The following is a 24,461-nucleotide window of genomic DNA, read 5'->3' on the forward strand; positions in this document are numbered from 1 at the left end:
TAATCTGCTAAAATCCGCCCCCTTCGCCGTTAATGACCTCTCAATAGCTCTAAGGATTTTCATGAATGCAGTAATTCTTGCGGTGCTGGTGATGGTGGCGCTATCGCTGGCGCGTGTCTCGGTGGTATTTGCGTTAGTGGTGGGCGCTTTAGTCGGCGGTTTAGTGGGCGGGTTGTCACTAGAACAAACTCTGGAAGCCTTTAATACAGGCGTGGGCGGCGGGGCCCAGGTGGCGCTGGCCTACGCCACTTTGGGGGCCTTCGCTGTGGCGATCTCTCGCTCTGGGCTACCGGATATGCTGGCTAATCGTTTGATTACGCTGCTGGGTAAAAAAGAGGCAACCGTTGCGCAGCAGACGCGGGTCAAAATGCTGTTGCTAACGGCTGTGTTGTTGGTGGCTATTTCTTCTCAGAACGCTATCCCGGTACATATTGCCTTTATACCGGTGCTGATTCCGCCGCTATTAACCGTGATGAACCGCTTAAAGTTGGATCGACGCGCGGTGGCCTGTGCGCTCACCTTTGGTTTAACGGCCCCTTATATGCTGCTGCCGGTAGGGTTTGGGGCGATCTTTCTAAACGATATTCTTTTGGCCAACTTAAATAGCGCTGGGGAACCGCTGGGTTTAGAGATCACCCGTGGCATGGTGCCGCTGGCCATGGCAGTACCGGTAGGGGGGATGGCACTGGGGCTAATCGTTGCGCTATTTTGGAGTTACCGCCGCCCGCGTGAGTATCAAGCCGAAGATATCGCTAACGCCAACGTTGCCGAAGGCCATACGCCCGCCAAACCGCATAGGCTGGGGCTTGTGATGTCGGGGGTGGCAATCGTCGCAGCGCTCGGCCTCCAGCTTTACAGTGGCTCAATGATACTGGGGGGCTTGGTAGGGATTGGCCTGCTTTCAATGGGGGGCATCTTTAAGTGGCGCGAAGCAGACGATCTATTTACCAGCGGTATGCGCATGATGGCGCTGATCGGTTTTATCATGATCTCCGCAGCGGGCTTTGCTGAAGTCATGAAAACCACGGGAGAGATTGATGCGCTGGTGTCGGGTGCTTTTTCACTCTTTGGCGATAACCGCGGCTTAGCGGCGCTGGTGATGCTGTTGGTAGGGCTATTCATTACCCTGGGTATCGGCTCGTCGTTCTCAACCATTCCCATTATTGCTGCCATCTTTGTGCCCTTGGCGGTACAGTTTGGCTTCTCTCCCATGGCCACGGTGGTGCTGGTGGGTACGGCAGCGGCGTTGGGTGATGCAGGCTCGCCTGCCTCTGACTCTACCCTGGGCCCCACTTCAGGCCTTAACGTTGACCGTCAGCACGATCATATGTGGGACAGCGTGGTGCCAACGTTTCTGCACTACAACATTCCGTTAGTCGGCTTTGGCTGGCTAGCGGCAATGATGCTCTAAAAGCCTTATCTTCAAACTAAAAAGGGACAACTTGGTTGTCCCTTTTTAGTCGCTTTAACTCTATCACTATTTAGGCAGATGGCTTTCAAACGCGCTTAATAGCCCCCGCAGAAGCGAAAGCTCTTTGCGGCTGGGTTGAGCACGGGCGAAGAGCGCCTGAAGTTGCTCTTCAGTGCGGGCGTGGGGCTGGGTTAAAAAGCCACTTTCCTGCATTAAGCGGCCCAGATGCGCTTGAAAGTGTAAGAACTGTTCGCGGCTGGGTGGCGTTGCCTCCAGCGGGCGCTGATAAGTAAAACCGCTCCCATCACCTTTACGCCAGGCGCGATGTACTTCATAAGCGAGTATCTGTACTGCCTGGGATAGATTCAGAATACCGTAATCAGGGTTGGCAGGAATGCTGACCTGATGCGTGCAGCAGCGAATCTCATCGTTAGTCAGCCCCGAACGTTCACGCCCAAATACGAGTGCCACCGACGCCGTTTGAGCGTTCTGGATGACGTCTGTTGCCATCTCATCCGGTTCGTCAAAGTGGGGAAGGGGCAGGCTGCGCAAGCGTGCACTGGCACCCACGACCTGCACGCAGTCGTTAACGGCTTCTTCCAGCGAGCTAACCACCCGCGCACTCTCCAGGACAGCAGTGGCACCTGCCGCTAGTCGAGTTGCTTCTTCATCGGGAAACAGACGTGGATTAACCAGCACCAGCTCGGTTAAACCCATGGTTTTCATGGCCCGTGCCGCCGCGCCGATATTGCCGGGGTGGAAGGTCTGAACGAGTACGATACGGATATGCTGCAACATGCGCTGGTGCCCAGTAGTGAAAATGTAGCTTAAAAAAATCGCCCAGATAGTAGCACGTTCGGCCCTGGAAATGGCTGACAAAACGCTATCGACAACCTCACGCCTGTAGGCGCCTCAAAACGCAAGAACCCCGCACAAGGCGGGGTTCTTGTTGACAGCTAAATGCTAGCCGTCGATAGAGCGAAGGGCTCAGGGTTGCATTACATCATGCCGCCCATGCCACCCATTCCGCCCATGCCACCCATATCAGGTGCAGAGTCTTTCTCTTCCGGATCTTCTGCGATCATGCACTCAGTGGTGATCATCAGGCCAGCAACAGAACCAGCGGACTGCAGTGCAGTACGGGTTACTTTAGCTGGATCCAGGACGCCCATTTCGAACAGATCGCCGTACTCGCCGGTTTGTGCGTTGTAGCCGAAGTTTCCTTCGCCATCTTTCACACGGTTAATCACAACGGCAGGCTCTTCACCAGCGTTGGAAACGATTTGACGCAGCGGTGACTGCATAGCGCGTAGCGCCATGTTGATACCGTGATTCTGGTCTTCGTTATCGCCAGTAAGGCCCTGTACTTTGGCCATTACGCGAACCAGTGCTGTACCACCACCAGGCACCACGCCTTCTTCAACTGCTGCACGAGTAGAGTGCAGAGCGTCTTCAACACGGGCTTTCTTCTCTTTCATTTCCACTTCGGTGGCAGCACCGACGCGGATAACGGCAACACCGCCTGCCAGTTTGGCAACGCGCTCTTGCAGTTTCTCTTTGTCGTAGTCAGAAGAGGTGTCTTCGATTTGCGCGCGGATCTGGCTAACGCGTGCTTCGATATCGCCTTCTGCACCAGCACCATCAATGATAGTGGTGTTTTCTTTAGACATCGTCATGCGCTTAGCGGTACCCAGGTGATCCAGGTTGGCTTGCTCAAGTGTCAGGCCGACTTCTTCAGAAATGACCGTGCCGTTAGTCAGAATAGCGATATCCTGCAGCATGGACTTACGACGGTCGCCGAAGCCCGGTGCTTTAGCAGCGGCTACTTTAACGATACCGCGCATGTTGTTCACAACCAACGTTGCCAGGGCTTCGCCTTCGATATCTTCAGCGATGATGGCCAGTGGCTTGCCTTGCTTGGCAACGGCTTCTAGCACTGGCAGCAGCTCACGGATGTTGGAGATCTTTTTATCCACTAGCAGGATGTAGGGATCTTCCAGTTCAACCGTCATGGTGTCCTGGTTGGTAACGAAGTAGGGCGAGAGGTAGCCGCGGTCAAACTGCATACCTTCAACGACTTCCAGCTCGTCTTCAAAGCCACGGCCTTCATCAACAGTGATGACGCCTTCTTTGCCGACTTTTTCCATCGCTTCGGCGATGATTTCACCGATGCGCTTGTCGCCGTTTGCAGAGATGGTGCCAACCTGGGCAATTGACTTGGTGTCGGTGCAGGGGACAGACATTGCTTTGATTTCTTTCACCGCTGCGTTGACCGCTTGGTCGATGCCGCGCTTAAGATCCATCGGGTTCATGCCCGCCGTCACGCCTTTCAGGCCTTCAGCGATAATGGCCTGGGCCAGAACAGTAGCGGTAGTCGTGCCATCGCCTGCAGCGTCAGAAGTCTGTGAAGCGACTTCTTTCACCATTTGCGCGCCCATGTTTTCGAACTTGTCTTTCAGTTCGATCTCTTTGGCAACAGAAACACCGTCTTTAGTAACGGTGGGGGAGCCGAAAGATTTTTCCAGTACTACGTTACGGCCTTTCGGGCCGAGGGTAACTTTTACCGCGTTGGCGAGAACGTCGACACCACGGGCCATGCGTTTACGAGCATCATCGGAGAACTTAACTTGTTTAGCTGACATATCTGCTACTTCCTAATATTGAATGCAAAAACGTGAAAGTAAATAGTCGAAGCACTGGTTAAATAAGTACCAGCTGCAACGATGCTTAGCCTTCAACAACGGCAAGAATATCGGCTTCACTCATGATCAAGACTTCTTCGCCGTCGATTTTTTGCTTCTCGACGCCGTAGCCATCTTTAAAGATCACGTTATCGCCAACCTTGACGTCTAACGGGCGGACATCACCATTTTCCAGAATGCGACCGTTACCGACGGCGAGGATTTCACCGCGTGTCGGTTTTTCTTGTGCATTGCCCGGAAGCACGATGCCGCCTGCAGTTTTCTGCTCTTCTTCAACGCGACGGACGATGACACGATCGTGCAAAGGACGGATATTCATTCACGTTCTCCTGAGTATGGTTGAAGCCCTGGTGAGGGCGGTTAGCCTAAAAGTGTTCTCGAGGGAGTAACCCGCGAGAAGTGAAGACCTCACGCTCTTCTTTGTTAATGGCAGCTACCGTATAGATCGCCGCCGAATTTGTGTGCTGAATGAAAAATGGGGGCTGCGGATGACCTTTCAAGGGGGCGGGTAATAAAAAAATTGCTTTTTCGTTGATTTTCTACCGAGGGAAACCTTAACGACGGCGTCGGGGCTCATCGCGACTGATAAAATCTCCCTCAATGGGGCCATCCTGTTGTGACGATTGGCGATTTTGATTTTGATTAGTCTGGGCCGATGAATCACTTGGGCCTTGCTGTTGCCCAGCAACTTTTTTAAGCCCCAGCCAAGTTAGGGCCTTGAACATCAACTGGCGTGCGCTGGGAATTAAGCATGCCAAGCCTACTGCATCAGACAAAAAGCCTGGGGCCATTAATAAGGCACCGCCGAAGATAAGTGCAGCGCCAGTTAATAGCTCGCTGGAGGGGAGCTCACCAGCCTCCATGCGCTGGCGTGCCCGCGCAAAGGTGGATACACCCTCTTTACGAATCAGGTGTAGCCCGACAAAGCCGGTGCCGAGCACCAAAAGTAGCGTCGTGAGCAGGCCAATCTGGCTGCCAATCGAAAACAGAACCACAAAATCAAGTAGAGTGAAGAGTGATATGAAAATAAGGATTGGCATGGCTAACTCCTAGCAAAAGCGACTCGAAAACCGTCGTAATTGCGTAATATGGTGACATAAATATAAATAGCAAGCAGCTGACATGGCGTATTCCAGCGATGATGTAGCTCGATTTATGTCCATAATTCTTCTATGCTGCGATGCACAATGAAGCTGGTTTAATCTTTTGTAAGGAGTCTCGAATGGTACTTACCGATAAAGTCATTGCAGTCACGGGTGGGGCGCGAGGGTTGGGTTATGCCATGGCGCTGCGCTTGGGCAGGCAAGGTGCACGCATGGCGCTATTGGATATGAGCGCTGAAGCGCTTGATCAGGCAGTATCGCAACTTGCCGCGGAAGGTATCGATGCCCAGGCGTTTGTGGTGAATGTCGCCGAAGAAGCCTCCGTGACTCAGACGTTTGCCGATATTGCGCAACGCATGGAGACTATCAGCGGTTGTGTCAATAATGCGGGCATTACCCAGGATGCGCTGCTGGTAAAAGCCAAAGAGGGGCAAGTGGAAAAGCGCATGTCCTTAGAGGCTTGGCAAAACGTTATTAATGTCAATTTAACTGGCGTTTTCCTATGTGGTCGCGAAGCCGCCACTCAGATGATTGAAGCCGGACATGAAGGCGTGATCGTCAATATCTCCAGTATTTCCCGGGCAGGCAATATGGGGCAAAGCAATTACGCTGCCGCAAAAGCGGGCGTACATGCGTTGACCGTCACTTGGAGCCAGGAGTTGGCACGCTATGGTATTCGTACCGGCACCGTAGCGCCTGGGTTTGTGGCTACCGAAATGACCGCTGCGATGCGTCCTGATATGTTGGAGCGTATCTCGTCAAGCGTGCCGTTAAAGCGTTTGGGTGAGCCCGATAATATTGCCCAAAGCGTTGCCTTTATTATGGAGAACGACTACTTCACTGGGCGCATCATTGAGTGTGACGGCGGTTTACGGCTGTAGTTTCTTGGCCGTGGTAAGACAAAGGCGTGTTGCATAGATGGGCGGCTCTAAAAGGCCGCCCGCGTTGTGTGTGTAGATGAGCGCGTGAACTCACTCATCTGTACATAACGCTTAAAAGTAGTCGCGGTTAATTTTGCGCTGAAAGTACATCTCAAGGCGCAGGGTCATCGCCCAGCGTGGGTCGTAGCTGGCATCGCGCTGGAAATGTAGCTCCGGAATCACATCGGCGAATAAAATACCTTTATGAAGATCGCGGCGGTAGCGCGTCTGAAGATAGTAATTGGTCATGCGAGGATTGGACACACTTTCACCGATGGCGATAGCCGAGTAGCGCAGTGCACTGCGGCGGTTGATGCGGTGATTGATTTCGGCAACCTCGCTGTACTCGAGTTTGTCTTCTTCCTCACGCCACTGGACGGTAGAGATAAAACGTAAATGGCGGCGTTTGCTCAACGGTCGGCCGACATCCCAGCGTGTGCGTGCTGAGTAGCCTTCATTGTTGAACCATGAAACGCGGTTATTTGACTCAAGCTGCCACGGCCCTTCACCCAGTTGCCACAGGCGCTCGCTGGTAAAACGCACGTAGGGGTCAAGAGGGAGGCGTAGGCGAACACCGGCACCCACTCGATTGCTCCAGTTTTCGCGTTTATCGCGGCTTTCTAGCCAATCCAGGCCGAGCGTAGAGCTGCGACGGTCACGCTGGTCATTGGCAAGGCGCCCAGAGCCCTGCTCTTCTAGGGTGCCTTGCGACTCTTCCGGGTCACTCTCGATGACCAGTCGCAGGCGATCTTCTGAGGTAGGTAGGTCAATACGGTAACGAAGGGTGGTGTCGCCGCGAGTGCCATCTCCCTCCATCCAATCAATCTCTTGGCCGAAACGCAGATAGGACTCGTTGTTGACCTGCATATGGTCGTCAGTGCCAAAGAATCCATCGATGCGGCGCGACGTGTTATCAACCCAGTTGCCTACGCTTTCACGAAACGGCTCAATGCGCTCTTCCGCCCACTCGGGTAAGTCACTATCTTCCTCTTCGGCATACACATTCGTCGAGACCGTAGTGAGTAGGCCAAGCCAGCAGAGGGTTAACAGTTTATGCATCGTCGATAGTCTCGGTAATGGGGCGTCGCCGCTTAACAATAGCGTTTATTTAGCGTGCTTTATGGGTCTCAATCTCTTTTGCCCACTCCAGCACACGCTTGCGTTGGCCGCGGCTATTGAGTCGATCCGTATCGACGCTCGCCGGGATAAGCTGATGATTGGGTGGCGCGCTAAGGTCGAGGTTAAAGGTTCGTGACGCGCCTGTCGGCATATCCTCGGAGCCATAAATAGCGATAACGCGAATTTCAAGCTGAATATTCTGCTCTTGCAGTAGATTATCATCGATTTCCCAATAATCTTTAACCTGATTCACAATATCACCAAACGATTGAATGTTCAGATAATCCCCGGAAGCTAGCGGGCCTTGATGAGTGCGGTAGCTGGGTTCTTGTTGCTCACCTTGTTGGCTACCCGTTTGCTGTTCACCACCGTGCTGCTGGTACTCCACTACGTCAAGGGAGTAACTGCCCTTTTGGGTATGCAGTACCGCTACCAGGTGTTGAACATAGATCGCTTCGCTGCTCATATTGCTGATTAAGCAGATGGAGTCCGCGCCGATACCCTTGCCGCGATTAATGATCACGCGGGGGCGACGCTGTCGCACATAGCCGTTATAAAGTAGCTGGGCGTAAAATACCCATACAAAGAGTGTGCAAATGCTCGCTACAGCCGAGATTGCCTGAGCATTATCGTTGAGCCATTCCATTATATGAGATCCTTCTCATTGTTATTGGTGTTAATCCCTGACGCGGGCTTTTGATGATAGCCATTGAGGGAGGTTGGGTAGCATTATTTAGGAATAGAGACTAGCGGAAAAGTGGGGGTAAGTCAGCCAAACCGGCCTTTGATAGAGGTAGTATTGAGCAAATAACAGACACCAAAAAAATGGCATTAAGCCATTGGTATTTTTCAAACGAAGAGAAGGTATTTTGCGAAGAATACTGACCAAAAAGCTATCCAGGTAGCACTAACAAAAAGCTGTTTGGAAGCTATTCAAAATACAAGGGGGTTGTGCTAACTTCTTGAAAACTAACAAGTAATTGGTGCGGATGGGGAGACTCGAACTCCCACACCTTACGGCACTAGAACCTAAATCTAGCGTGTCTACCAATTCCACCACATCCGCTAAGACGAGGCGTATATTATCAACTTTGTGATGGAAGTCAATCAATGATTTGATATTAATGCATATGGCAGTCAGGAGAGGGCATGGCATTAAAGGGGTGGCTACAGTGGGGTAGTAATTGGGTAAAGCAGGCCATGCCCGGCTACTGCGCATTTTGTTTGGCGCCGGCATCCGCAGGGCAAGGGTGGTGCGCAACCTGTTTGTACGAGCTGCCGTGGAACCTACATGCCTGCCGCCAATGCGGTGACCCCGTTGCTCATGGTACGAGCTTGTGTGGGCACTGCTTAGTTGACCCACCGGCATTTTCGACCACCCAAGCGGGGCTGTTGTATCAAGGGGCGATCAAACAGTTGGTGCATGATTTTAAATTCCATGCTTCTCCGCGGGCGGGCACGCTATTGGCTGAATTGATGCTCTTAACCCCGCCGATAGACCTGGGAAACGCACTTCTATCAGTGCCTATGACTACCACGCATGCGTGCACCCGAGGATTTAACCAGTCGCACTGGTTGGCCGAACATCTCAGCCGCCAGCTTGGGGTGCCAATGGTGACTGCCAAGCGAGTAAAGGATTCCCCCTCTCAGCGCACGCTGAACCGCCGCCAACGGGCTGCCAACCTGGCGGGTGCCTTTGTCTTTGAATCACCGCCCCCGGCGCATTTGTTAATAATCGATGATGTGGTCACCACCGGATCCACAGGCAACGCATTAGGGCGCGCTGCGCTGGAGGCAGGTGCCAAACGTGTTGATATTTGGGCGGCCGCACGGACACCGTTAGGTAAGGATTGATAGAATAGTCTTTTCGCTTATTCATTAGCTCTTTCGCCAACCCAGGAGTGGCCTATGTCACACCCGTTTAGCTCTCTTTCGCCTGATTTAGTGATGTCTGCAGTGGAGTCGCTGGATATTTGGCCTGCAGGCGAGCCTTTTGCGCTAAATAGCTATGAAAACCGTGTACTGCTATTTCGCGATGACGATGGCAAGAACTGGATTGTTAAGTTTTATCGGCCTGATCGTTGGTCAGACAGTGCGATTCAGGAAGAGCATGATTTTCTGCAGGAGCTGGTAGATCAACAGGTGTCGGTCGTTGCCCCTTGGCGTGATAAGGCGGGGACGTCTTTACACTATTTTAAGGGCTTTCGGTTTACGCTGTTCCCCCATTGCCCCGGCCAGGCGCCAGAGCTTGATAATCCATCGCACCTATTTGCCATGGGGGAGTTGCTGGGGCGGTTGCACCAAGTGTCAGCTAAAAAAACCTTTCAGCATCGCCCGCGTTTAGAAATGGCGAGCGGTATTCTTGATGCTCAGCAGCGCGTGCTGGCCAGCAATTGGATGAGCCGTCATCAGCGCCGGGCCTATGACCGTGTGATCGAAAAGGTTCACCAGCAGCTCCTAAAACATAATGTGCCCGCCAGCAGCATGATTCGCTGCCATGGCGACTGCCATTTGGGGAATGTGCTGGGGCGTGACGAGCAGTTTACCCTGGTCGATTTTGACGACTGCACCATGGCGCCCGCCATGCAGGATATTTGGATGCTACTGCCCACCGATGACCCGCAGGGATGGCGATCGCAGTTAAGTGAAATTACCGAAGGGTATGAAGAGACGTGCCCGTTTCCTAGCGAGCAGATGGCGCTTATCGAGCCGCTTAGGAGTTATCGGCTGATCAGGCACTCAGCGTGGCTCGTATCACGTTGGGAGGATCCCGCTTTTCCTCGGGCGTTCCCCTGGCTGGCGGATAGTGGCTACTGGGATCAGCATATCCGCCAATTAGAGCAGCAGTGCCTGCAGTTAGAGAACCCACGCTGGCTGGCGTAATGAGCTTTCAGCTCACCACTGACTTGTTATGGCGATATTAGAACAAGGTCAATCAGGCACGGCTTCGTCGCGCGGCACAGGGTTGGCGATACCTTCTCCGTCTGCTTGGCGACGCTGTTCGTTAAGCTCTGCAGACGGATTGTCCAGTTCTTCAATCTCTACGGGTTGATCCAGTGTGAGAAGGAATGTCTGACCAGGGGAGAGTGCGCACTGTGAACCTTCGCAGGCGATACCATATTGGCCATCTTCGCCATAAGCGCTGGCGCTAAATTCGCCAGTGAAAATATCGCTGTCAGCGTCGTGTGTTTCAATACAGGTCGCCTCTTGGGTGGTAACGCGAATGCGCTCATCAACCCGTTGCGCCCTGCCTACGATAACGCAGTATTCCGGTAAAGAGTGTGAGGCGCTAGCAGCCTGAGTAGGGTGTAGCAAAATATCGTTAAGGCGCGTTTGGTTTGATTCAAACGCAAGCTCTTCCACAACCTCTACGCCGACGGTTGCTTCATTGGGCAGCGAAAGCGTAGCGTCTGCAGCGGTAGCCAAGAGCGGTGTAGCAAGAAAGGGGGCTGCAAGGGCGGTTAACCACAAAGGCGTTGGCTTGAATGACATGGCGAGCTCTCAATGTTGGCGCCTGCAATAAAGGCAGTTAAATAAAAACGCTTTATTATATCACAGGCATTGGGGGGACAAATTGAGTGGCGCGGCGCTCTGACGCAGTTCAAGGCTGCGCAAAAAAGCCCCTGAGTGAGGGCCAGCAGTTTTCGTACAAAGCCTGGGGAGCCACAGGCAGCCTAGATGCGGTAAAATACACTCTTTGCTTAATACTCATTGTGCAGTGCTTTTTTAAAGTATACCTTTTGTACAATGAAGGTGGTGGATGACGCCGATTAATGTCCTCCTAATAATGATGTTACTTTTCATGCGCAAAAGGGGATGACCTTGGTGACCGCCTGGAAGCGATTGCGCATCGTTTTTGAGATAGCTATTGATGAGGCTAAATATGTCCGATGATATCGCCGAGCACTACCGCCAGATAATCTCAGCACTTGGGGAAGACCCCGCCCGGGAAGGTCTGCGAGATACGCCTAAACGTGCGGCCAAGGCCATGCAGTTTCTCAATGCGGGCTACACTCAGTCATTGGACGACATTATCAATGGGGCGGTGTTTGAGTCGCAAACGGATGAGATGGTGTTGGTAAAAGACATTGAGCTCTACTCAATGTGCGAGCACCACCTGTTACCGTTCATAGGCAAATGCCATATCGCCTATTTGCCTAACGGCAAAGTGTTGGGGCTATCTAAATTTGCCAGAATCGTCGATATGTATGCTCGCCGTATGCAGATTCAGGAGAACCTAACCCGCGAGATTGCAGAGGCGGTGCAGGAAGTGACCGAGGCAAAGGGCGTTGCTGTGGTTATTGAAGCGCGGCACCTCTGCATGATGATGCGTGGCGTGGAGAAGCAAAACTCCAGCATGACATCGTCTGTCATGCTGGGTGGATTTCGTCAAAACCAAGCAACCCGGCAAGAATTTTTAATGCTCATTAGCTAACGTTTACGGCTGTCATTGACCGATTATGCACGCCGTAAATTTGGTTTAAAGGGGTGTTTCGTCTTAGCATGAAGACGTTAATGAGCCTACAAGGCCATCATTTTTGGTCAGGAGCCTGTCATGGAAGCGCTTAAAGAAACACAGCTATATTGCCCCTTTGCCTATATTGACGGCAGTTGGGTCGCGGCAGATAGCGGTGAGCAGATCACGGTATTGAATCCGGCCACCGGTGAAGCGATTGGCGATATACCTCGCTTGGGTAAAGCCGAAACCGAGCGGGCCATTGATGCGGCGGACGCTGCGCTACCGGCTTGGCGGGCGTTGACTGCTCAAGAACGCGCTGACTTGCTGATGAAGTGGCACGACCTGATGTTGGAGCATCAGCAGGATTTAGCCATGCTGATGACATTTGAGCAGGGCAAGCCACTTAAAGAAGCTGCGGGCGAAATTGCCTATGCAGCCAGCTTCTTACGCTGGTTTGCCGAAGAGGCGCGGCGCGTTTATGGCGAAACGATTCCCGCTGCGAACGCCAATCAACGTATCGTCGTCACCAAGCAACCCGTTGGTGTTGTGGGTGCGATTACGCCCTGGAATTTCCCGGCGGCGATGATTACCCGTAAAGCCGGGGCTGCATTGGCCGCTGGCTGCACGATAGTGGTGAAGCCCGCTAGCCAAACGCCATTTTCCGCAACGGCCTTGGCGCTGTTGGCTGAGCGGGCAGGCATCCCACGCGGTGTCTTTAATGTGGTGCCAGGTAGCGCTAGCGATATTGCCCAAGCGATGACCCAATCGCCCAAAGTGCGCAAGATCACCTTTACGGGTTCGACCGAAGTGGGGCGCAAGCTGATGGCCCAAGCGGCGGAACATATCCAAAAAATATCGCTAGAGCTAGGCGGCAATGCGCCCTTTATCGTGTTTGAGGATGCCGATTTAGACGCCGCTGTGGAAGGCGCCATGGCCGCTAAATTCCGTAACGCCGGGCAAACCTGTGTCTGCACTAATCGCTTCCTGGTTCAGTCCAGTGTAATTAACGCCTTTTGTGAAAAGCTGGCTGTTGCCATGAACAGCGAGCTGCATGTGGGTGATGGCACCAAGCCCAATATTAATATTGGGCCGCTCATCGATGAAAATGCTGTTAAGAAAGTCAGTGAGCATGTGCAGGATGCCATTGATAATGGCGCTGAGCTGCTGTTAGGTGGGCATCCGCACCCGCTGGGCGGTAATTTCTTCACGCCTACGCTGATCAGTTTTGCCACTGACAAGATGAAGGTGGCCCACGAAGAGACCTTTGGTCCGCTAGCCGCTGTCTTCCCGTTTGATGATGAAGAGACCGCTATTGAGATGGCCAACGATACCCAGTATGGCCTGGCGTCTTATTTCTACTCCCGTGATCTTGCTCGCGTATGGCGTGTTGCCGAGGCGCTGGAGTACGGTATGGTGGGTATTAATACTGGCGCCATTTCTAACGCTGCTGCGCCCTTTGGGGGTGTAAAAGCCTCGGGCCTAGGCCGTGAAGGTGGTCATCAGGGCTTGGAAGAGTATCTGGAAACCAAGTATCTGTGTATTGATCTGGGCTGAAAGGCTCAATATTGGCTAGAAACTCGATATTGAGTTGATAGGCAGTGATCCATTAGCGTTTATTGAGATAGTAAGAAAGCCCCTTAGGCATGCTCCTATCAAAAGAGCGCCTAAGGGGCTTAGTGTTTCTAATCTGGGTTACTTGGGCTTAGTGGCGGAAGTGGCGCATACCGGTAAATACCATGGCAATGCCTGCTTCGTTGGCGGCGTCGATCACTTCCTGATCACGCATGGAACCACCGGGCTGAATAACCGCGGTAATACCTGCCGCTGCGGCAGCATCGATGCCGTCACGGAAAGGGAAGAAAGCATCAGACGCCATCACCGAGCCGGGAACCGAAAGTCCTTCGTCTGCGGCCTTGATGCCTGCAATTTTAGCCGAATAAACACGGCTCATTTGACCCGCGCCAACGCCCACCGTTTGGCCCTCTTTGGCATACACAATGGCGTTGGACTTAACGAATTTAGCTACCCGCCAAGCAAAAGCAAGGTCACGCAGTTCCTGCTCGCTGGGAGCGCGCTGACTGACCACGGTCAATTCGTCGCGGGTGACCATTCCGTCGTCACGTTCCTGCACCAGCAAGCCGCCGTTGACGCGCTTAAAGTCTAGTGCAGGCTGTTGCTCGCCGGGCCAGTGAGCGCTGACGTCCAGTAAGCGTACGTTTTGCTTATTAGCCACGATCGCGGCGGCTTCATCGCTGACGCCCGGGGCAATAATCACCTCGACAAACTGGCGGTCAATAATCGCCTGGGCGGTTTCGGCCTCTAGCGGCGTATTGAAGGCGATAATGCCGCCAAACGCGCTGGTAGGGTCGGTGGCAAAGGCTTTGTCGTAAGCTGCTAAGGCGGTTGCACCAATGGCGACGCCGCAAGGGTTGGCGTGCTTAACAATTACGCAGGCCGTCTCGCTAAACGCTTTTACGCATTCAAATGCAGCGTCAGTATCGGCGACGTTGTTATACGAGAGGGGTTTGCCCTGAAGCATTTTTGCTGTGGCAACGCTGGGTTCGCTTGCCTGGGGGTCAACGTAGAAAGCTGCCTTTTGGTGCGGGTTTTCGCCGTACCGCATATCCTGCTTTTTATCGAGCTGCAGGTTAAAGGTGCGTGGGAACGCTTCATCAGCGGCATTGACCTTACGGCCTAGGTAGTCAGCAATCGCACCGTCATAACCGGCGGTGTGCTCAAAGGCTTTAACCGCTAAGTCAAAGCGCGTAGCGCTACTGACCTGACCATCTTGGGCGGCCAGCTCGCCCAGCACTCGCGCGTAGTCACTGCTATTGACGACGATCGTGGTGTAGGCGTGATTTTTGGCGCAGGCGCGAACCATGGTGGGGCCGCCGATATCGATATTCTCGATAGCATCTTCAAGTGTGCAATCGGGCTTGGCTACCGTGGCGGCAAAGGGGTAGAGATTGACCACCACCATGTCGATCGGCGTGATATCGTTCTCAGCCATGACTGCATCATCCTGGCCGCGACGAGCCAAGATGCCGCCGTGAATTTTCGGGTGCAGCGTTTTAACGCGGCCATCCATGATTTCGGGGAAGCCTGTGTGCTCAGACACTTCTTTCACGGCAATAGCATTTTCTTGCAGTAGACGGAAGGTGCCACCAGTGGAGAGGAGTTCAACACCGTGCTCAGTGAGGCCCCGAGCAAATTCCACAATGCCGGTTTTATCAGAAACGCTCAGCAGGGCGCGGCGGACGGGAGTGGCGTTGCTGTCAGTCAGGGAAGGATTATCAGCCATGAGAGGGGTATCAGCCATTAGAGTGCTCGTGTGCAGAGTCGAGAATTAAAAACAACAACGCCCCTGGTTATGGGGCGTCACCTTCGATAAGTCCGTATAGCTTGAGTTTTTTGCGCAGGGTGCCACGGTTTAGCCCTAGCGCATCGGCGGCACGGGTCTGATTGCCGTCGGTGTGCTCCAAGACGCAGGCAAGTAAAGGCGCCTCAACTTCGGCCATCACCATGGCGTATAGATCGGTCGCCTGGCTGCCATCTAAATGTTCAAAGTAGCGTCGCATGGCCGTTTCCACTGCCTCCCGAAGCGGCTGCGGCGGTGAGTTGGCCGCAGGATCCGCTAGCGTGCCTGCTAAATGGGAGTAACTATCGCTGGAGCCGACATCATTGGAATAGCTATCGCTTGAATAGGTGTCGCTAGAGAGAAGATCGCGTTCGGTCATGCAGCAAGGTTTCCTTTGGCTAGCAAACGCGAGGCGGCGCCGGGGGCCATCGCGTTGTTGATCCAATCAAATTGCGTTTCAGGTGACGCTAACGCATTGAACTGCTGCTTAAGCGCGCGCTGTTGGGGCGGCGTAAAGCGTTGGTCATCGCTGAGGTACCAGCCGACATGCTTGCGCGCGATACGTACACCCATGGTGGTGCCATAGAACTCATGCAGCGCCTCAACGTGCCCATGGAGCACTTGGTGACGCTCCGAAAGACTTGGCAGTGCCATCCGCTCTCCATGCTGGAGGTAGTGGCTGATCTGTTGAAATATCCATGGGTTGCCCTGCGCAGCGCGGCCTACCATCACGGCATCAGCGCCGGTATAAGCGAGTACCTCGGCGGCTTTTTCCGGACTTGTTATGTCGCCGTTGGCAATCACCGGGATCGATAGGTGAGACTTAATCTCGGCAATTGTGTCGTACTCTGCTTTTCCAGTATAGCGCTGCTGGCGATGACGGCCATGTATCGCTAACGATTGAATGCCGGCTGACTCGGCGAGCCGGGCAATGCGCAGGGCGTTGTTGGATTCGGCACACCAGCCCGTGCGTATTTTTAGCGTCACGGGTATATCAACTGCTGCCACTACTGCATCGAGAATTTCGGCCACCAAGGCTTCATCTCGAAGGAGCGCCGACCCTGCCGCCTTGTTACATACTTTTTTAGCCGGGCAGCCCATATTGATATCGATAATCTGGGCGCCTAACTCGGCATTCAAGCGCGCTGCCTGGGCGAGCATTTCAGCGTCGCCTCCGGCAATTTGCACCACTCTCGGGTCAGGTTCACCGCGGTGATCCATGCGCAGCTGCGATTTACGAGTATGCCACAAACTAGGGTCTGAAGTGACCATTTCGCCCACTACCCAGCCAGCCCCAAGCCGTCGGCATAGCTGGCGAAAAGGTCGGTCAGTGACGCCAGCCATGGGCGCAAGCATTACTCGATTAGGTAATGCAAACGGGCCAATGCTGGCAGGTAGTGTGGTTAACGTCATGGCGTCAGACTTTGTTGGTTTTAAGCTATGGGTGCAGTGCTAACGGCGAGTAGGCGTTTCAAGGAGGCGTATGATACGCCTACTCGGTGGTGGGGTGAAGGCCAATTGCCGCTTTAACGTGGACGCAAGCCACTAAGCCGCACCCAGCCTTCGCGAATCACCGGTTCATCCATAGCAATGCCTTGCGCTGCATAGGCCTCGTAAACCTCATTGGCCTGGTTTGCCAACACCCCCGATAGCGCAATGCGCCCACCTGGCGCCACGTGCCCGGCAATCATTGGCGCTAGTTCGACCAGCGGCCCCGCTAAAATATTGGCGGTTACGATAGGATAGTCACCGCCGTCGCTTAACTGCTCAGGGTAGTAGAGGTTTAGGTCCGATTCGGCAATACCATTCCGTTCGGCGTTGTCTCGGCTGGCCTGCAACGCCTGGGGATCAATGTCGGTGGCGTCGGCGTGGCTAGCGCCCAGTTTGAGCGCGGCGATAGCGAGAATGCCAGAACCGCAGCCCACATCCAGTACGGTTTGCTGGGCCAAGTGGCCAGCCACGGCGAGCTCGTCCAGCCACTCCAGGCACAGCGCTGTGGTTGGGTGCGTACCGGTACCAAAGGCGAGGCCTGGGTCGAGTATCAGGTTAACGGCGTCGGCCTCGGGTGGTTCGTGCCAGCTGGGTACAATCCACAGGCGTTGACCCATGCGCAGCGGCGTGAAGTCATCCATCCACTCGCGCTCCCAATCTCGATCAGCGAGCAGCTCATACTCGATGGTCGGGCAGGGCTCACCAGGCATCTGCTCTGACCAGGCGGCCTCGATACGCTCCAGCATGCTCTCGACCCCCTCCAGGTCATCGTATAAGCCGGTAAGGATGGTATCTTCCCACAGCGGTGTGGTGCCACGCTCTGGCTCAAATACCGGATCATCGTGGGCATCCTGAAGACCAATAGCCGTTGCGCCTTCGTCAAGCAGTAGTTCTTCTAGGAACTCTGCCTGTTCGGGGGCGACGTGGGCTTTGAGTTGAAGCCAGGGCATGGAGGTTCTCCGCAAGGCGAATTAAAGATAAATACAGTACAGACACATGGAGTAAAGACACATGGAGTAAAGACAAGGACGGGGTGGACATGGCCACCCCGCTGGGTATCACACAGTGCGCTGGAAAGCGCTTGGCTGCTGCATTAGCTGCCGAGTTTCTTTTCCAGGTAGTGAATGTTGACACCGCCTTGACGGAAGTAGCTGTCGCGAACCAAATCCTTTTGCAAGTCGATATTGGTTTTAATGCCTTCCACCAGTAGCTCGTCGAGGGCGTTACGCATCCGTGTCAGGGCTATTTCACGATCCGCGCCCCAGGTGATCAGTTTGCCGATCAGAGAGTCATAGTGCGGCGGCACGGTGTAGCCGGTATAGAGATGGGAATCCATCCGCACGCCGAGGCCACCCGGTGCGTGAAACAGCGTTACCTTGCCGGGAGACGGCATAAAGGTACGCGAGTCTTCGGCGTTAATACGGCACTCGAAGGAGTGGCCGTTGAGTTGCACATCTTCCTGGCGAATCGACAGCGGCAGGCCTGAGGCAATACGCAACTGCTCTTTGACGATATCCACGCCAGTGACCATTTCGGTGACCGGGTGCTCGACCTGAACGCGGGTATTCATCTCGATGAAGAAGTATTCGCCATCTTCATACAAGAATTCAAAGGTGCCCGCACCACGGTAGTTGATCTTGATACATGCCTGGCGGCACGCTTCAAGCACCTGAGCACGGGCGTCTGGGTCAAGACCTGGCGCCGGGGCTTCTTCAAGCACTTTCTGGTGACGACGTTGCAGCGAGCAGTCGCGGTCATAAAGATGGATCGCGTTACCCTGGCCGTCGGCTAATACTTGTACTTCCACGTGGCGCGGCTTCTCAAGGAATTTTTCCATGTAGACCGTGCCGTCACCGAAGGCGGCGTGGGCTTCAGTGCGAGTAACGGTAATCGCTGAAAGCAGATGGCCTTCAGTGTGCACCACGCGCATACCACGACCGCCGCCGCCGGAGGCAGCCTTAATGATCACCGGGTAGCCAATGCGACGTGCCGTGGCAAGATTAGTTGCGTCATCATCACCCAAGGGGCCGTCTGAGCCTGGCACCGTGGGAACACCCGCTTCCTTCATCGACTGGATGGCGCTGACTTTGTCGCCCATCAGACGAATCGTCTCGGCGCGGGGGCCAATAAAAGTAAAGCCAGAGCGCTCAACCTGTTCAGCAAAGTTGGCGTTTTCAGACAAAAAGCCGTAGCCGGGGTGAATAGCGGTCGAGTCGGTGACTTCGGCTGCACTGATCAGGGCCGGAATATTTAAGTAAGACTGCGCTGACGATGCCGGGCCAATACACACGGCTTCATCCGCCAGGCGAACGTGCATCAGTTCACGATCAGCTTTGGAGTGTACCGCTACGGTTTTGATGCCGAGTTCTTTACAGGCCCGTAGGATACGGAGGGCAATCTCGCCGCGGTTGGCGATAAGTACCTTGTCCAGCATGGGAGAGTCCACCCGTGTTGAAAATGAAAGATTAAGCGATAACGATCATGGGTTGATCGAATTCTACAGGCTCGCCATCTTCCACCAGGATGGCTTCCACTACACCGTCACGGTCAGCTTCAATCTGGTTCATCATTTTCATGGCTTCAATGATGCATACAGTGTCACCTTGTTTGACGCTATCGCCGACTTCCACAAACGATTTGGCGCCCGGCGCTGGGCTGCGGTAGAAGGTGCCTACCATGGGAGAGTTGACTGCCTCGCCACGGTAGCTTGCGCCCTGAGGCTCTGCTTCAGCAGCCGGTGCTGATGCTGGAGCGCCCGCTGCGGGGGGAGCAGGCGCATAGCCAGGTTGCTGCGCATACTGCGGCATAGGCTGTGGCTGCCACGAAGCGCCATTAGGGTGACGGCTGATGCGTACTGACTCTTCGCCTTCCTGAATTTCAATCTCGCTAATATTGGACTCTTCGAGTAGCTCAATCAGTTTTTTAACTTTGCGGATATCCATGGCATAGCCCCATCAATGTCATAAAGGTAGTCACAAAGCGCGCGAGCATAAGTGCAGGAAGCTCTTTATGGCGCGTACGTTGCGCAGTAAACCAAATTTAAAAATGAAGAGAACGCTGCATGTTAGCGAACGTTACCCCGTTCTCACCGTTAAAAAAGCAAGTTTTTAGCTAATATGGGAGCGGAGTTTGCCGAAAAAGTGCCAGGATGTCCAGCAACTGCCTACGCCAACATCCAAGCCACCCTGTAGTTAAGAATTAAACAATTGTTTGACGATATTCGCGTCAGAAAGCGGCAGTAGTGCCTCAATGAGTAGCCAGCGTAGGGTTTGAACTTAGCTATTTGCTAGCCACTGGCTAACTGACTCCAGATGTTCGCGCAACTGATCGGCGGTCACTTCGCCTTGAATGCGTGCATCGCGAATCTCCTCACCCTGGCTGAAAAAGAGCAGGCTGGGTGGGCCGAAAAGATTATATTGGTTGAGCAACTCACGGCTTTGAGAGTCCGTGCGGGTGACGTCGGCGGCGATCAAGGTGTAATCATTAAGCGCTGCGACGACCTGCGGGTCGGGGTAAACATCCCGCTCCAGCAGCTTGCATGAAATACACCAGTCGGCGGTAAAGTGGACAAAGACGGGCTGGTTGGCGTCTTCAGCTTGTGCAATAGCCGCTTCAAGCTCAGTTAAACTGTTTACCTCGATGAAGTCGAGTGCTTCTGCCTGAGGTTCGCCGGAAATGCTGGAGGTTGCCGCCAGGGGGCGCAAGGGGTTACTGCCCCCCTGAGCGGCGCCAATCACCAACACTATCCCCCAAGCTAGCAGCATAAGCCCCAGCGTTTGGCGTGCCCGCGGCCACCCCTGCGGCTGATTGAAATTCAGCGCCCCAAGTGCCAGTGCCGTGCCGATCGCAAGGGCTGCCCATAGCAGCAGCGCAATAGGCGCGGACACTAAACGCTCGACCATCCAAATCGCTACGCCCAGCAGCAAAAGGCCAAAGGCAATTTTTACGCCGTTCATCCAGGCGCCGGAACGGGGCAGCAGTGTGGCACCAAAGGTACCGACCAAAAGCAGCGGCACGCCCATGCCCATGCCCAGCGCAAACAGCACTGCGCCGCCCATCGCGGCATCCCCTGTTGAAGAGATAAACACCAGCGCACCGGCCAAAGGCGCCGTTACACAGGGTGATACCACCAATACCGAGAGGGCACCAGCCAGCGCTAGGCCGGCCGGGCCACTGCGCTGAGCGCGTGCCTGCCAAGCGTCAACACGGTTGGCTAAACGAGGCGACAGATTGAGGTTAAATGCCCCAAACATGGCCAGGGCAAAGAGCGTGAAGAGCACTGCAAAGATGATCAATACCGGTGCTGACTGCAGTCGCGCCTGAAGATTAAGCCCGGCGCCAAACAGTCCCATTAACACCCCGACCAGGGCGTAGGTCAGCGCCATGCCAAGCACATAGCTTAACGAAAGGGCAAAGGCGCGGGGGCGGGTGGGGTTCTGGCCAACCACGATCGATGACAAAATTGGAATCATCGGCAACACGCAGGGGGTAAAGGTAAGCCCCAGGCCAGCAATAAAAAACAGCCCCAGCGCCAGTGGTAGGCTAGCATCGCTAATCAAAGCGCTAAAGCGGCTATCTTCGCTTTTGGGAGCGGCGAAACCAATCTGTTCAGAGGTGTTAGCGGCTGGAGTGTTGGCTGCTGGACTGGATGCCGTACTATCGGCTTGCCAATCGGCAAACTGGCTGGGGGGTTGGGTTTCGCTGGCCTCTAGGGTTGTTTGCTCTGGAGGGTAGCAGAGCCCGGCATCTGCGCAGCCTTGAAAGGTCAGGGCAATATTGAGCGGGCCTGAGTAGGGTGCTTCCAGCGGTACTTCAAACACTACCTGATCGCGGAACACATACACATCGCCCATAAACTCATCGTTGGTAAAGATGCCTTGGGGGATAATGGGGTCGCCGAGACTGACATCCTCAGTTTGGCTGACTACCGCGAACTGGTGGCGATATAGGTAGTACTCATCTGCGATATCCATGCCGATATAGAGCGTATCGCCATCATGCCAAGCAGTCGGCTGAAAGGCTTCCATAACCGGCAAAAATTCGTCTTGGTTGCTAGACGATGAAAACCATTGGGCGTTTGCACTTAGCGGTAGCAAGCCAAGAAAGAAAATCAATAATGTAAACAGGCTCAGGCGTTTAAGAGATAACACGGTGCGTCCTTAATCAATGGCATCGCAATGAAAGGCGAACAGCATACCGCAACCTTAAGTCCCTGGCGTATACGCTGCGGTGACGTGACGCGGCCGTTAATAATGCGTTAATCCTGCGCATATAAAAAGACCGCCCAGAAGGCGGCCTCTTATCCCATTGGCGGCGGAGAAATACACCGCAAGGAGATTTTTACGCTTTTTGATAGGCGGTTACGGACTTTTCAATCGCCTTACGCGCAGCGTCAGCACCTTCCCATGACTCAACCTTTACCCATTTGCCTTTCTCGAGATCTTTGTAGTTCTCAAAGAAGTGAGCAATTTGCTGGCGCAGTAGCTCAGGCAGGTCGGTAACTTCGTGGACATCGTCGTAGAGCGAGCTTAGCTTGGCATGGGGTACGCAGATCAACTTCGCATCTTCACCGGCTTCGTCGGTCATGTTCAGAATGCCTACCGGGCGCGCGCGAATAATGCTGCCAGGTTGAACCGGGTGCGGGGTAACCACCAAGGCGTCCAGCGCATCGCCATCGTCGGCGAGGGTATGCGGGATAAAGCCGTAATTGGCGGGGTAGAACATGGGAGTGGCCATAAAGCGGTCAACGAGTAGCGCGCCCATGTCCTTATCAATTTCATATTTGATCGGGTCGTGGTTGGCTGGAATTTCGATCACCACGTAAACGTCGTTGGGGAGATCCTTTCCAGCAGGGATATTATCGAAGTTCATCGTTGATTCCTTGGTAGTGCTGTGGCTAGAGTCGTGCCGTGGTTAGGCAAACGTGTCAGAGTCGTTTATGGCGGAGAATTATACGAACATGACTGCACGATTACCAATGCGACATAGGTTGTTCGTGGGTGATCATTCATATGTCCTGCCATTTGGACGAATACGATAGAGACGTTTGGTGGGCATCGTTTCTGTTCCGCTGCGTGTATCATAGCCAGAGTTTATCAATAGTGTTGGTTGGCAGTGATGTCCCTCGATCGAGTCGGCAGCCTAGGAGGATGACTTGTCGCACGCCCAGTTGCTCATTAGTTATGGTCAAGCGTTTGTCGCGCCCGATCGGCGCCTGCATCGCAGCTCAATGTCAGTTCGCTTTCCTGAAGCGCCGCTGCTTCGCGCCAAAGGCGGCTGTGCGGTGATCAGCGACTCCATTTCACGCAATACCATGGCCAAACAGGCCGGTGATATCAGCGTGCGCGGCTTCCTGGCCGATTACTTCTCCACCCCCGATCACTGGGACGTAAAAACCTCTGCCACCCGCGTACTGCGCGCGCTTAATAGCTGGTGCTACAGCCAAAGCCAGCATGTGAAAGAGGGGAGTTTTGTTTCATCCATGTCGGCGATGGTGTTTCGTGGCCGTGAAGCCCACCTGTTCCATATGGGGGATACGCTGGTCTTTCGCTTACGGGGTGCCGAGTTTGAACAGCTAAGCCGCGACCATGTGACTGATTTAGGCGGCTATCGTTACCCTTCACGGGCACTGGGTCTGGATGGCAGTGTCGATATCGATTACACCCACATTGCGCTTAAGCAGGGCGATCTGTTCCTGTTTACTACCCAGGGCGTGCGCGGCACGCTGCTACCTTCCGACTATGTGCGCTTGATTCGCCAGGATGCCAGTGATCTGGATGCCGCCTGCGAGCGGCTAGCTGATGAGGCGAAGCAGCGCGCCCAGGAGCGTGGCTATGGCGGTGATCAGTTCTGCTTTCAGCTGGTACGTATCGATGAATTACCCGATGAGGTCGCCGAGCACCCGGGGCAGCTCTACGGTGATCTACCCATTCCCCCTGAGCTGGCGCCGGGTGAGCGTTTAGATGGCCTGGAGGTTCTCGCCGTGCTATCGCGAACGGCGCAGTCGCGGGTGTACCGTGTCCGTGATGTGCATAGCGAACGGGAAATGGTCATGAAAGCGCCCAGCCCCGAGCTCTCGTTGCGCAATGCCTATCTTGAGCACTTTCTGCTCCAGCAGTGGGTAGTGGAGCGGGTTAACTCGCCCTTTGTGGTTAAGGTGATGGAGCCATCTCGGCCACGACGCTACCTCTATTATCTGATGCAGCATATTGAAGGCGAGACGCTGCGACAGTGGGCAGAGCGCCATCCTCAAGCCAGCTTGACCCAGCGCCTGGACATTGCCAATCAGTTGGGTAAAGCGGTGCAAGCGCTGCATCATCGGGACATTATTCATCAGCAGATCAATCCCGATAATATTTTGATCGACCCACATGGCAAGCTCGTGCTCACCGATTTTAGTGCCTGCCATATGCGTGATGGGGAAGGGCATCGCCACTCAGGTGAGTTGCTCAGGCAGATTGGCTTTAACGAACACAGCGCACCTGAGTATGCCTTGGGCGACAGCATCGGTCGGCGTAGTGATCAGTACTCGCTAGCCTCCACTACTTACTGGCTTTTGACCGGCGCGTTACCTTACACACTGACACCCAACAGGCTGCGCAGCCATACCGACCTCGAAGAGTTGACCTATCGTAGTGCGCGAACAACCAATCCTGAAATCTCCCAGGAATTAGACGATGCACTACGCCGCGCCTTGGATCCACAAAGGGCGTTGCGGTTTAGGCGTATGTCTGAGTTTTTGCATGCGCTTAGGGTGCCGCTCGGGCGGCTGCCCAATCGGGAAGAGAGCCGCCAGGAGCCGCGGCGTTTCTGGCAGGGTGTGGCGGGAATTCTGTTATTGCTGTTAGTGCTTTCCTGGTTGCTACGCTAACTCCAAGTAGTAAAGGTGGATAAATAAG

The 24,461-nt window shown here is 54.2% G+C and carries 22 protein-coding genes and 1 tRNA gene; 7 read left to right on the forward strand and 16 right to left on the reverse strand.

Going from position 1 to position 24,461, the window contains the following annotated elements:
• Positions 1-61 precede the first annotated feature (61 nt).
• Complete coding sequence (locus E0L35_RS11120) at positions 62-1,411, forward strand: Na+/H+ antiporter NhaC family protein (protein ID WP_027959271.1); 1,350 nt, start codon at positions 62-64, stop codon at positions 1,409-1,411.
• 66 nt (positions 1,412-1,477) lie between these two features.
• Here the strand turns inward: E0L35_RS11120 and E0L35_RS11125 are convergent, their stop codons facing one another.
• The 4 genes from E0L35_RS11125 to E0L35_RS11140 all read right to left on the reverse strand — a co-directional run bounded on the left by E0L35_RS11125 (position 1,478) and on the right by E0L35_RS11140 (position 5,153).
• Complete coding sequence (locus E0L35_RS11125) at positions 1,478-2,209, reverse strand: RNA methyltransferase (RefSeq protein ID WP_138800318.1); 732 nt, start codon at positions 2,207-2,209, stop codon at positions 1,478-1,480.
• A gap of 200 nt (positions 2,210-2,409) precedes the next feature.
• Positions 2,410-4,053 (reverse strand): chaperonin GroEL, encoded by a 1,644-nt coding sequence (gene groL / locus E0L35_RS11130; RefSeq protein ID WP_022523672.1) that lies wholly within the window; start codon positions 4,051-4,053, stop codon positions 2,410-2,412.
• A gap of 85 nt (positions 4,054-4,138) precedes the next feature.
• On the reverse strand, positions 4,139-4,432 hold the full coding sequence (locus tag E0L35_RS11135) for a co-chaperone GroES (protein ID WP_022523671.1): 294 nt from the start codon (positions 4,430-4,432) through the stop codon (positions 4,139-4,141).
• 235 nt (positions 4,433-4,667) lie between these two features.
• Positions 4,668-5,153, reverse strand: coding sequence for an FxsA family protein (locus E0L35_RS11140; RefSeq protein ID WP_022523670.1), 486 nt, complete (start codon positions 5,151-5,153; stop codon positions 4,668-4,670).
• A 182-nt stretch (positions 5,154-5,335) separates the two neighbouring features.
• Between E0L35_RS11140 and E0L35_RS11145 the strand changes: the two genes are divergently transcribed.
• Positions 5,336-6,097: an SDR family oxidoreductase gene (locus tag E0L35_RS11145; protein ID WP_138800319.1), complete on the forward strand. Its 762-nt coding sequence runs from the start codon at positions 5,336-5,338 to the stop codon at positions 6,095-6,097.
• A gap of 111 nt (positions 6,098-6,208) precedes the next feature.
• Here E0L35_RS11145 and E0L35_RS11150 read toward each other — a convergent pair whose 3' ends face one another.
• The 3 genes from E0L35_RS11150 to E0L35_RS11160 all read right to left on the reverse strand — a co-directional run bounded on the left by E0L35_RS11150 (position 6,209) and on the right by E0L35_RS11160 (position 8,321).
• Positions 6,209-7,195: a hypothetical protein gene (locus E0L35_RS11150; RefSeq protein WP_022523668.1), complete on the reverse strand. Its 987-nt coding sequence runs from the start codon at positions 7,193-7,195 to the stop codon at positions 6,209-6,211.
• A 49-nt stretch (positions 7,196-7,244) separates the two neighbouring features.
• Positions 7,245-7,901 carry a hypothetical protein gene (locus E0L35_RS11155; protein ID WP_138800320.1) on the reverse strand — a complete coding sequence of 219 codons (657 nt, stop codon included), beginning with the start codon at positions 7,899-7,901 and terminating at the stop codon, positions 7,245-7,247.
• 335 nt (positions 7,902-8,236) lie between these two features.
• A tRNA-Leu gene (locus E0L35_RS11160) sits at positions 8,237-8,321 on the reverse strand.
• 83 nt (positions 8,322-8,404) lie between these two features.
• Here E0L35_RS11160 and E0L35_RS11165 point away from each other — a divergent pair.
• Together E0L35_RS11165 and E0L35_RS11170 are read left to right on the forward strand one after the other, a co-directional pair.
• Positions 8,405-9,109: a ComF family protein gene (locus E0L35_RS11165; RefSeq protein WP_041158431.1), complete on the forward strand. Its 705-nt coding sequence runs from the start codon at positions 8,405-8,407 to the stop codon at positions 9,107-9,109.
• Between the two features lie 54 nt (positions 9,110-9,163).
• The gene (locus tag E0L35_RS11170) at positions 9,164-10,138 is read left to right on the forward strand and encodes a serine/threonine protein kinase (RefSeq protein ID WP_041158432.1); all 975 of its coding nucleotides are present in this window, start codon (positions 9,164-9,166) and stop codon (positions 10,136-10,138) included.
• 48 nt (positions 10,139-10,186) lie between these two features.
• Here the strand turns inward: E0L35_RS11170 and E0L35_RS11175 are convergent, their stop codons facing one another.
• Positions 10,187-10,747, reverse strand: a complete 561-nt coding sequence (locus E0L35_RS11175) for a hypothetical protein (protein ID WP_009286567.1) — start codon at positions 10,745-10,747, stop codon at positions 10,187-10,189.
• Positions 10,748-11,138: 391 nt separating this feature from the next.
• Here E0L35_RS11175 and folE point away from each other — a divergent pair, with 391 nt between their 5' ends.
• Complete coding sequence (folE, locus tag E0L35_RS11180) at positions 11,139-11,690, forward strand: GTP cyclohydrolase I FolE (RefSeq protein ID WP_022523664.1); 552 nt, start codon at positions 11,139-11,141, stop codon at positions 11,688-11,690.
• Between the two features lie 120 nt (positions 11,691-11,810).
• Positions 11,811-13,268, forward strand: coding sequence for an NAD-dependent succinate-semialdehyde dehydrogenase (locus E0L35_RS11185; protein WP_041158433.1), 1,458 nt, complete (start codon positions 11,811-11,813; stop codon positions 13,266-13,268).
• Between the two features lie 148 nt (positions 13,269-13,416).
• Here the strand turns inward: E0L35_RS11185 and purH are convergent, their stop codons facing one another.
• The 8 genes from purH to ppa all read right to left on the reverse strand — a co-directional run bounded on the left by purH (position 13,417) and on the right by ppa (position 22,434).
• Positions 13,417-15,033, reverse strand: a complete 1,617-nt coding sequence (purH, locus tag E0L35_RS11190; RefSeq protein ID WP_171051139.1) for a bifunctional phosphoribosylaminoimidazolecarboxamide formyltransferase/IMP cyclohydrolase — start codon at positions 15,031-15,033, stop codon at positions 13,417-13,419.
• A gap of 49 nt (positions 15,034-15,082) precedes the next feature.
• Complete coding sequence (fis, locus tag E0L35_RS11195; RefSeq protein WP_022523661.1) at positions 15,083-15,451, reverse strand: DNA-binding transcriptional regulator Fis; 369 nt, start codon at positions 15,449-15,451, stop codon at positions 15,083-15,085.
• Positions 15,448-16,485 carry a tRNA dihydrouridine synthase DusB gene (dusB, locus tag E0L35_RS11200; RefSeq protein ID WP_081742526.1) on the reverse strand — a complete coding sequence of 346 codons (1,038 nt, stop codon included), beginning with the start codon at positions 16,483-16,485 and terminating at the stop codon, positions 15,448-15,450. The genes fis and dusB overlap by 4 nt, the downstream gene beginning before the upstream one ends.
• A 113-nt stretch (positions 16,486-16,598) precedes the next feature.
• Positions 16,599-17,513, reverse strand: coding sequence for a 50S ribosomal protein L11 methyltransferase (gene prmA, locus E0L35_RS11205; protein ID WP_041158434.1), 915 nt, complete (start codon positions 17,511-17,513; stop codon positions 16,599-16,601).
• A gap of 143 nt (positions 17,514-17,656) precedes the next feature.
• The gene (accC, locus tag E0L35_RS11210; protein ID WP_022523658.1) at positions 17,657-18,997 is read right to left on the reverse strand and encodes an acetyl-CoA carboxylase biotin carboxylase subunit; all 1,341 of its coding nucleotides are present in this window, start codon (positions 18,995-18,997) and stop codon (positions 17,657-17,659) included.
• A gap of 31 nt (positions 18,998-19,028) precedes the next feature.
• Entirely contained in the window at positions 19,029-19,505 is a 477-nt protein-coding gene (gene accB, locus E0L35_RS11215) for an acetyl-CoA carboxylase biotin carboxyl carrier protein (RefSeq protein WP_022523657.1), read from the reverse strand.
• Between the two features lie 333 nt (positions 19,506-19,838).
• On the reverse strand, positions 19,839-21,713 hold the full coding sequence (gene dsbD / locus E0L35_RS11220) for a protein-disulfide reductase DsbD (RefSeq protein ID WP_041158435.1): 1,875 nt from the start codon (positions 21,711-21,713) through the stop codon (positions 19,839-19,841).
• A 190-nt stretch (positions 21,714-21,903) separates the two neighbouring features.
• On the reverse strand, positions 21,904-22,434 hold the full coding sequence (gene ppa / locus E0L35_RS11225; protein ID WP_022523655.1) for an inorganic diphosphatase: 531 nt from the start codon (positions 22,432-22,434) through the stop codon (positions 21,904-21,906).
• A gap of 283 nt (positions 22,435-22,717) precedes the next feature.
• On the opposite strand from ppa, the gene E0L35_RS11230 reads away from it, so the two are divergent.
• Positions 22,718-24,433 (forward strand): bifunctional protein-serine/threonine kinase/phosphatase, encoded by a 1,716-nt coding sequence (locus tag E0L35_RS11230; RefSeq protein WP_009286572.1) that lies wholly within the window; start codon positions 22,718-22,720, stop codon positions 24,431-24,433.
• Positions 24,434-24,461: the final 28 nt, after the last annotated feature.

This window comes from Halomonas sp. ATBC28, assembly GCF_005937175.1.
In the GTDB taxonomy this organism is placed as follows: Bacteria; Pseudomonadota; Gammaproteobacteria; order Pseudomonadales; family Halomonadaceae; genus Vreelandella; species Vreelandella titanicae.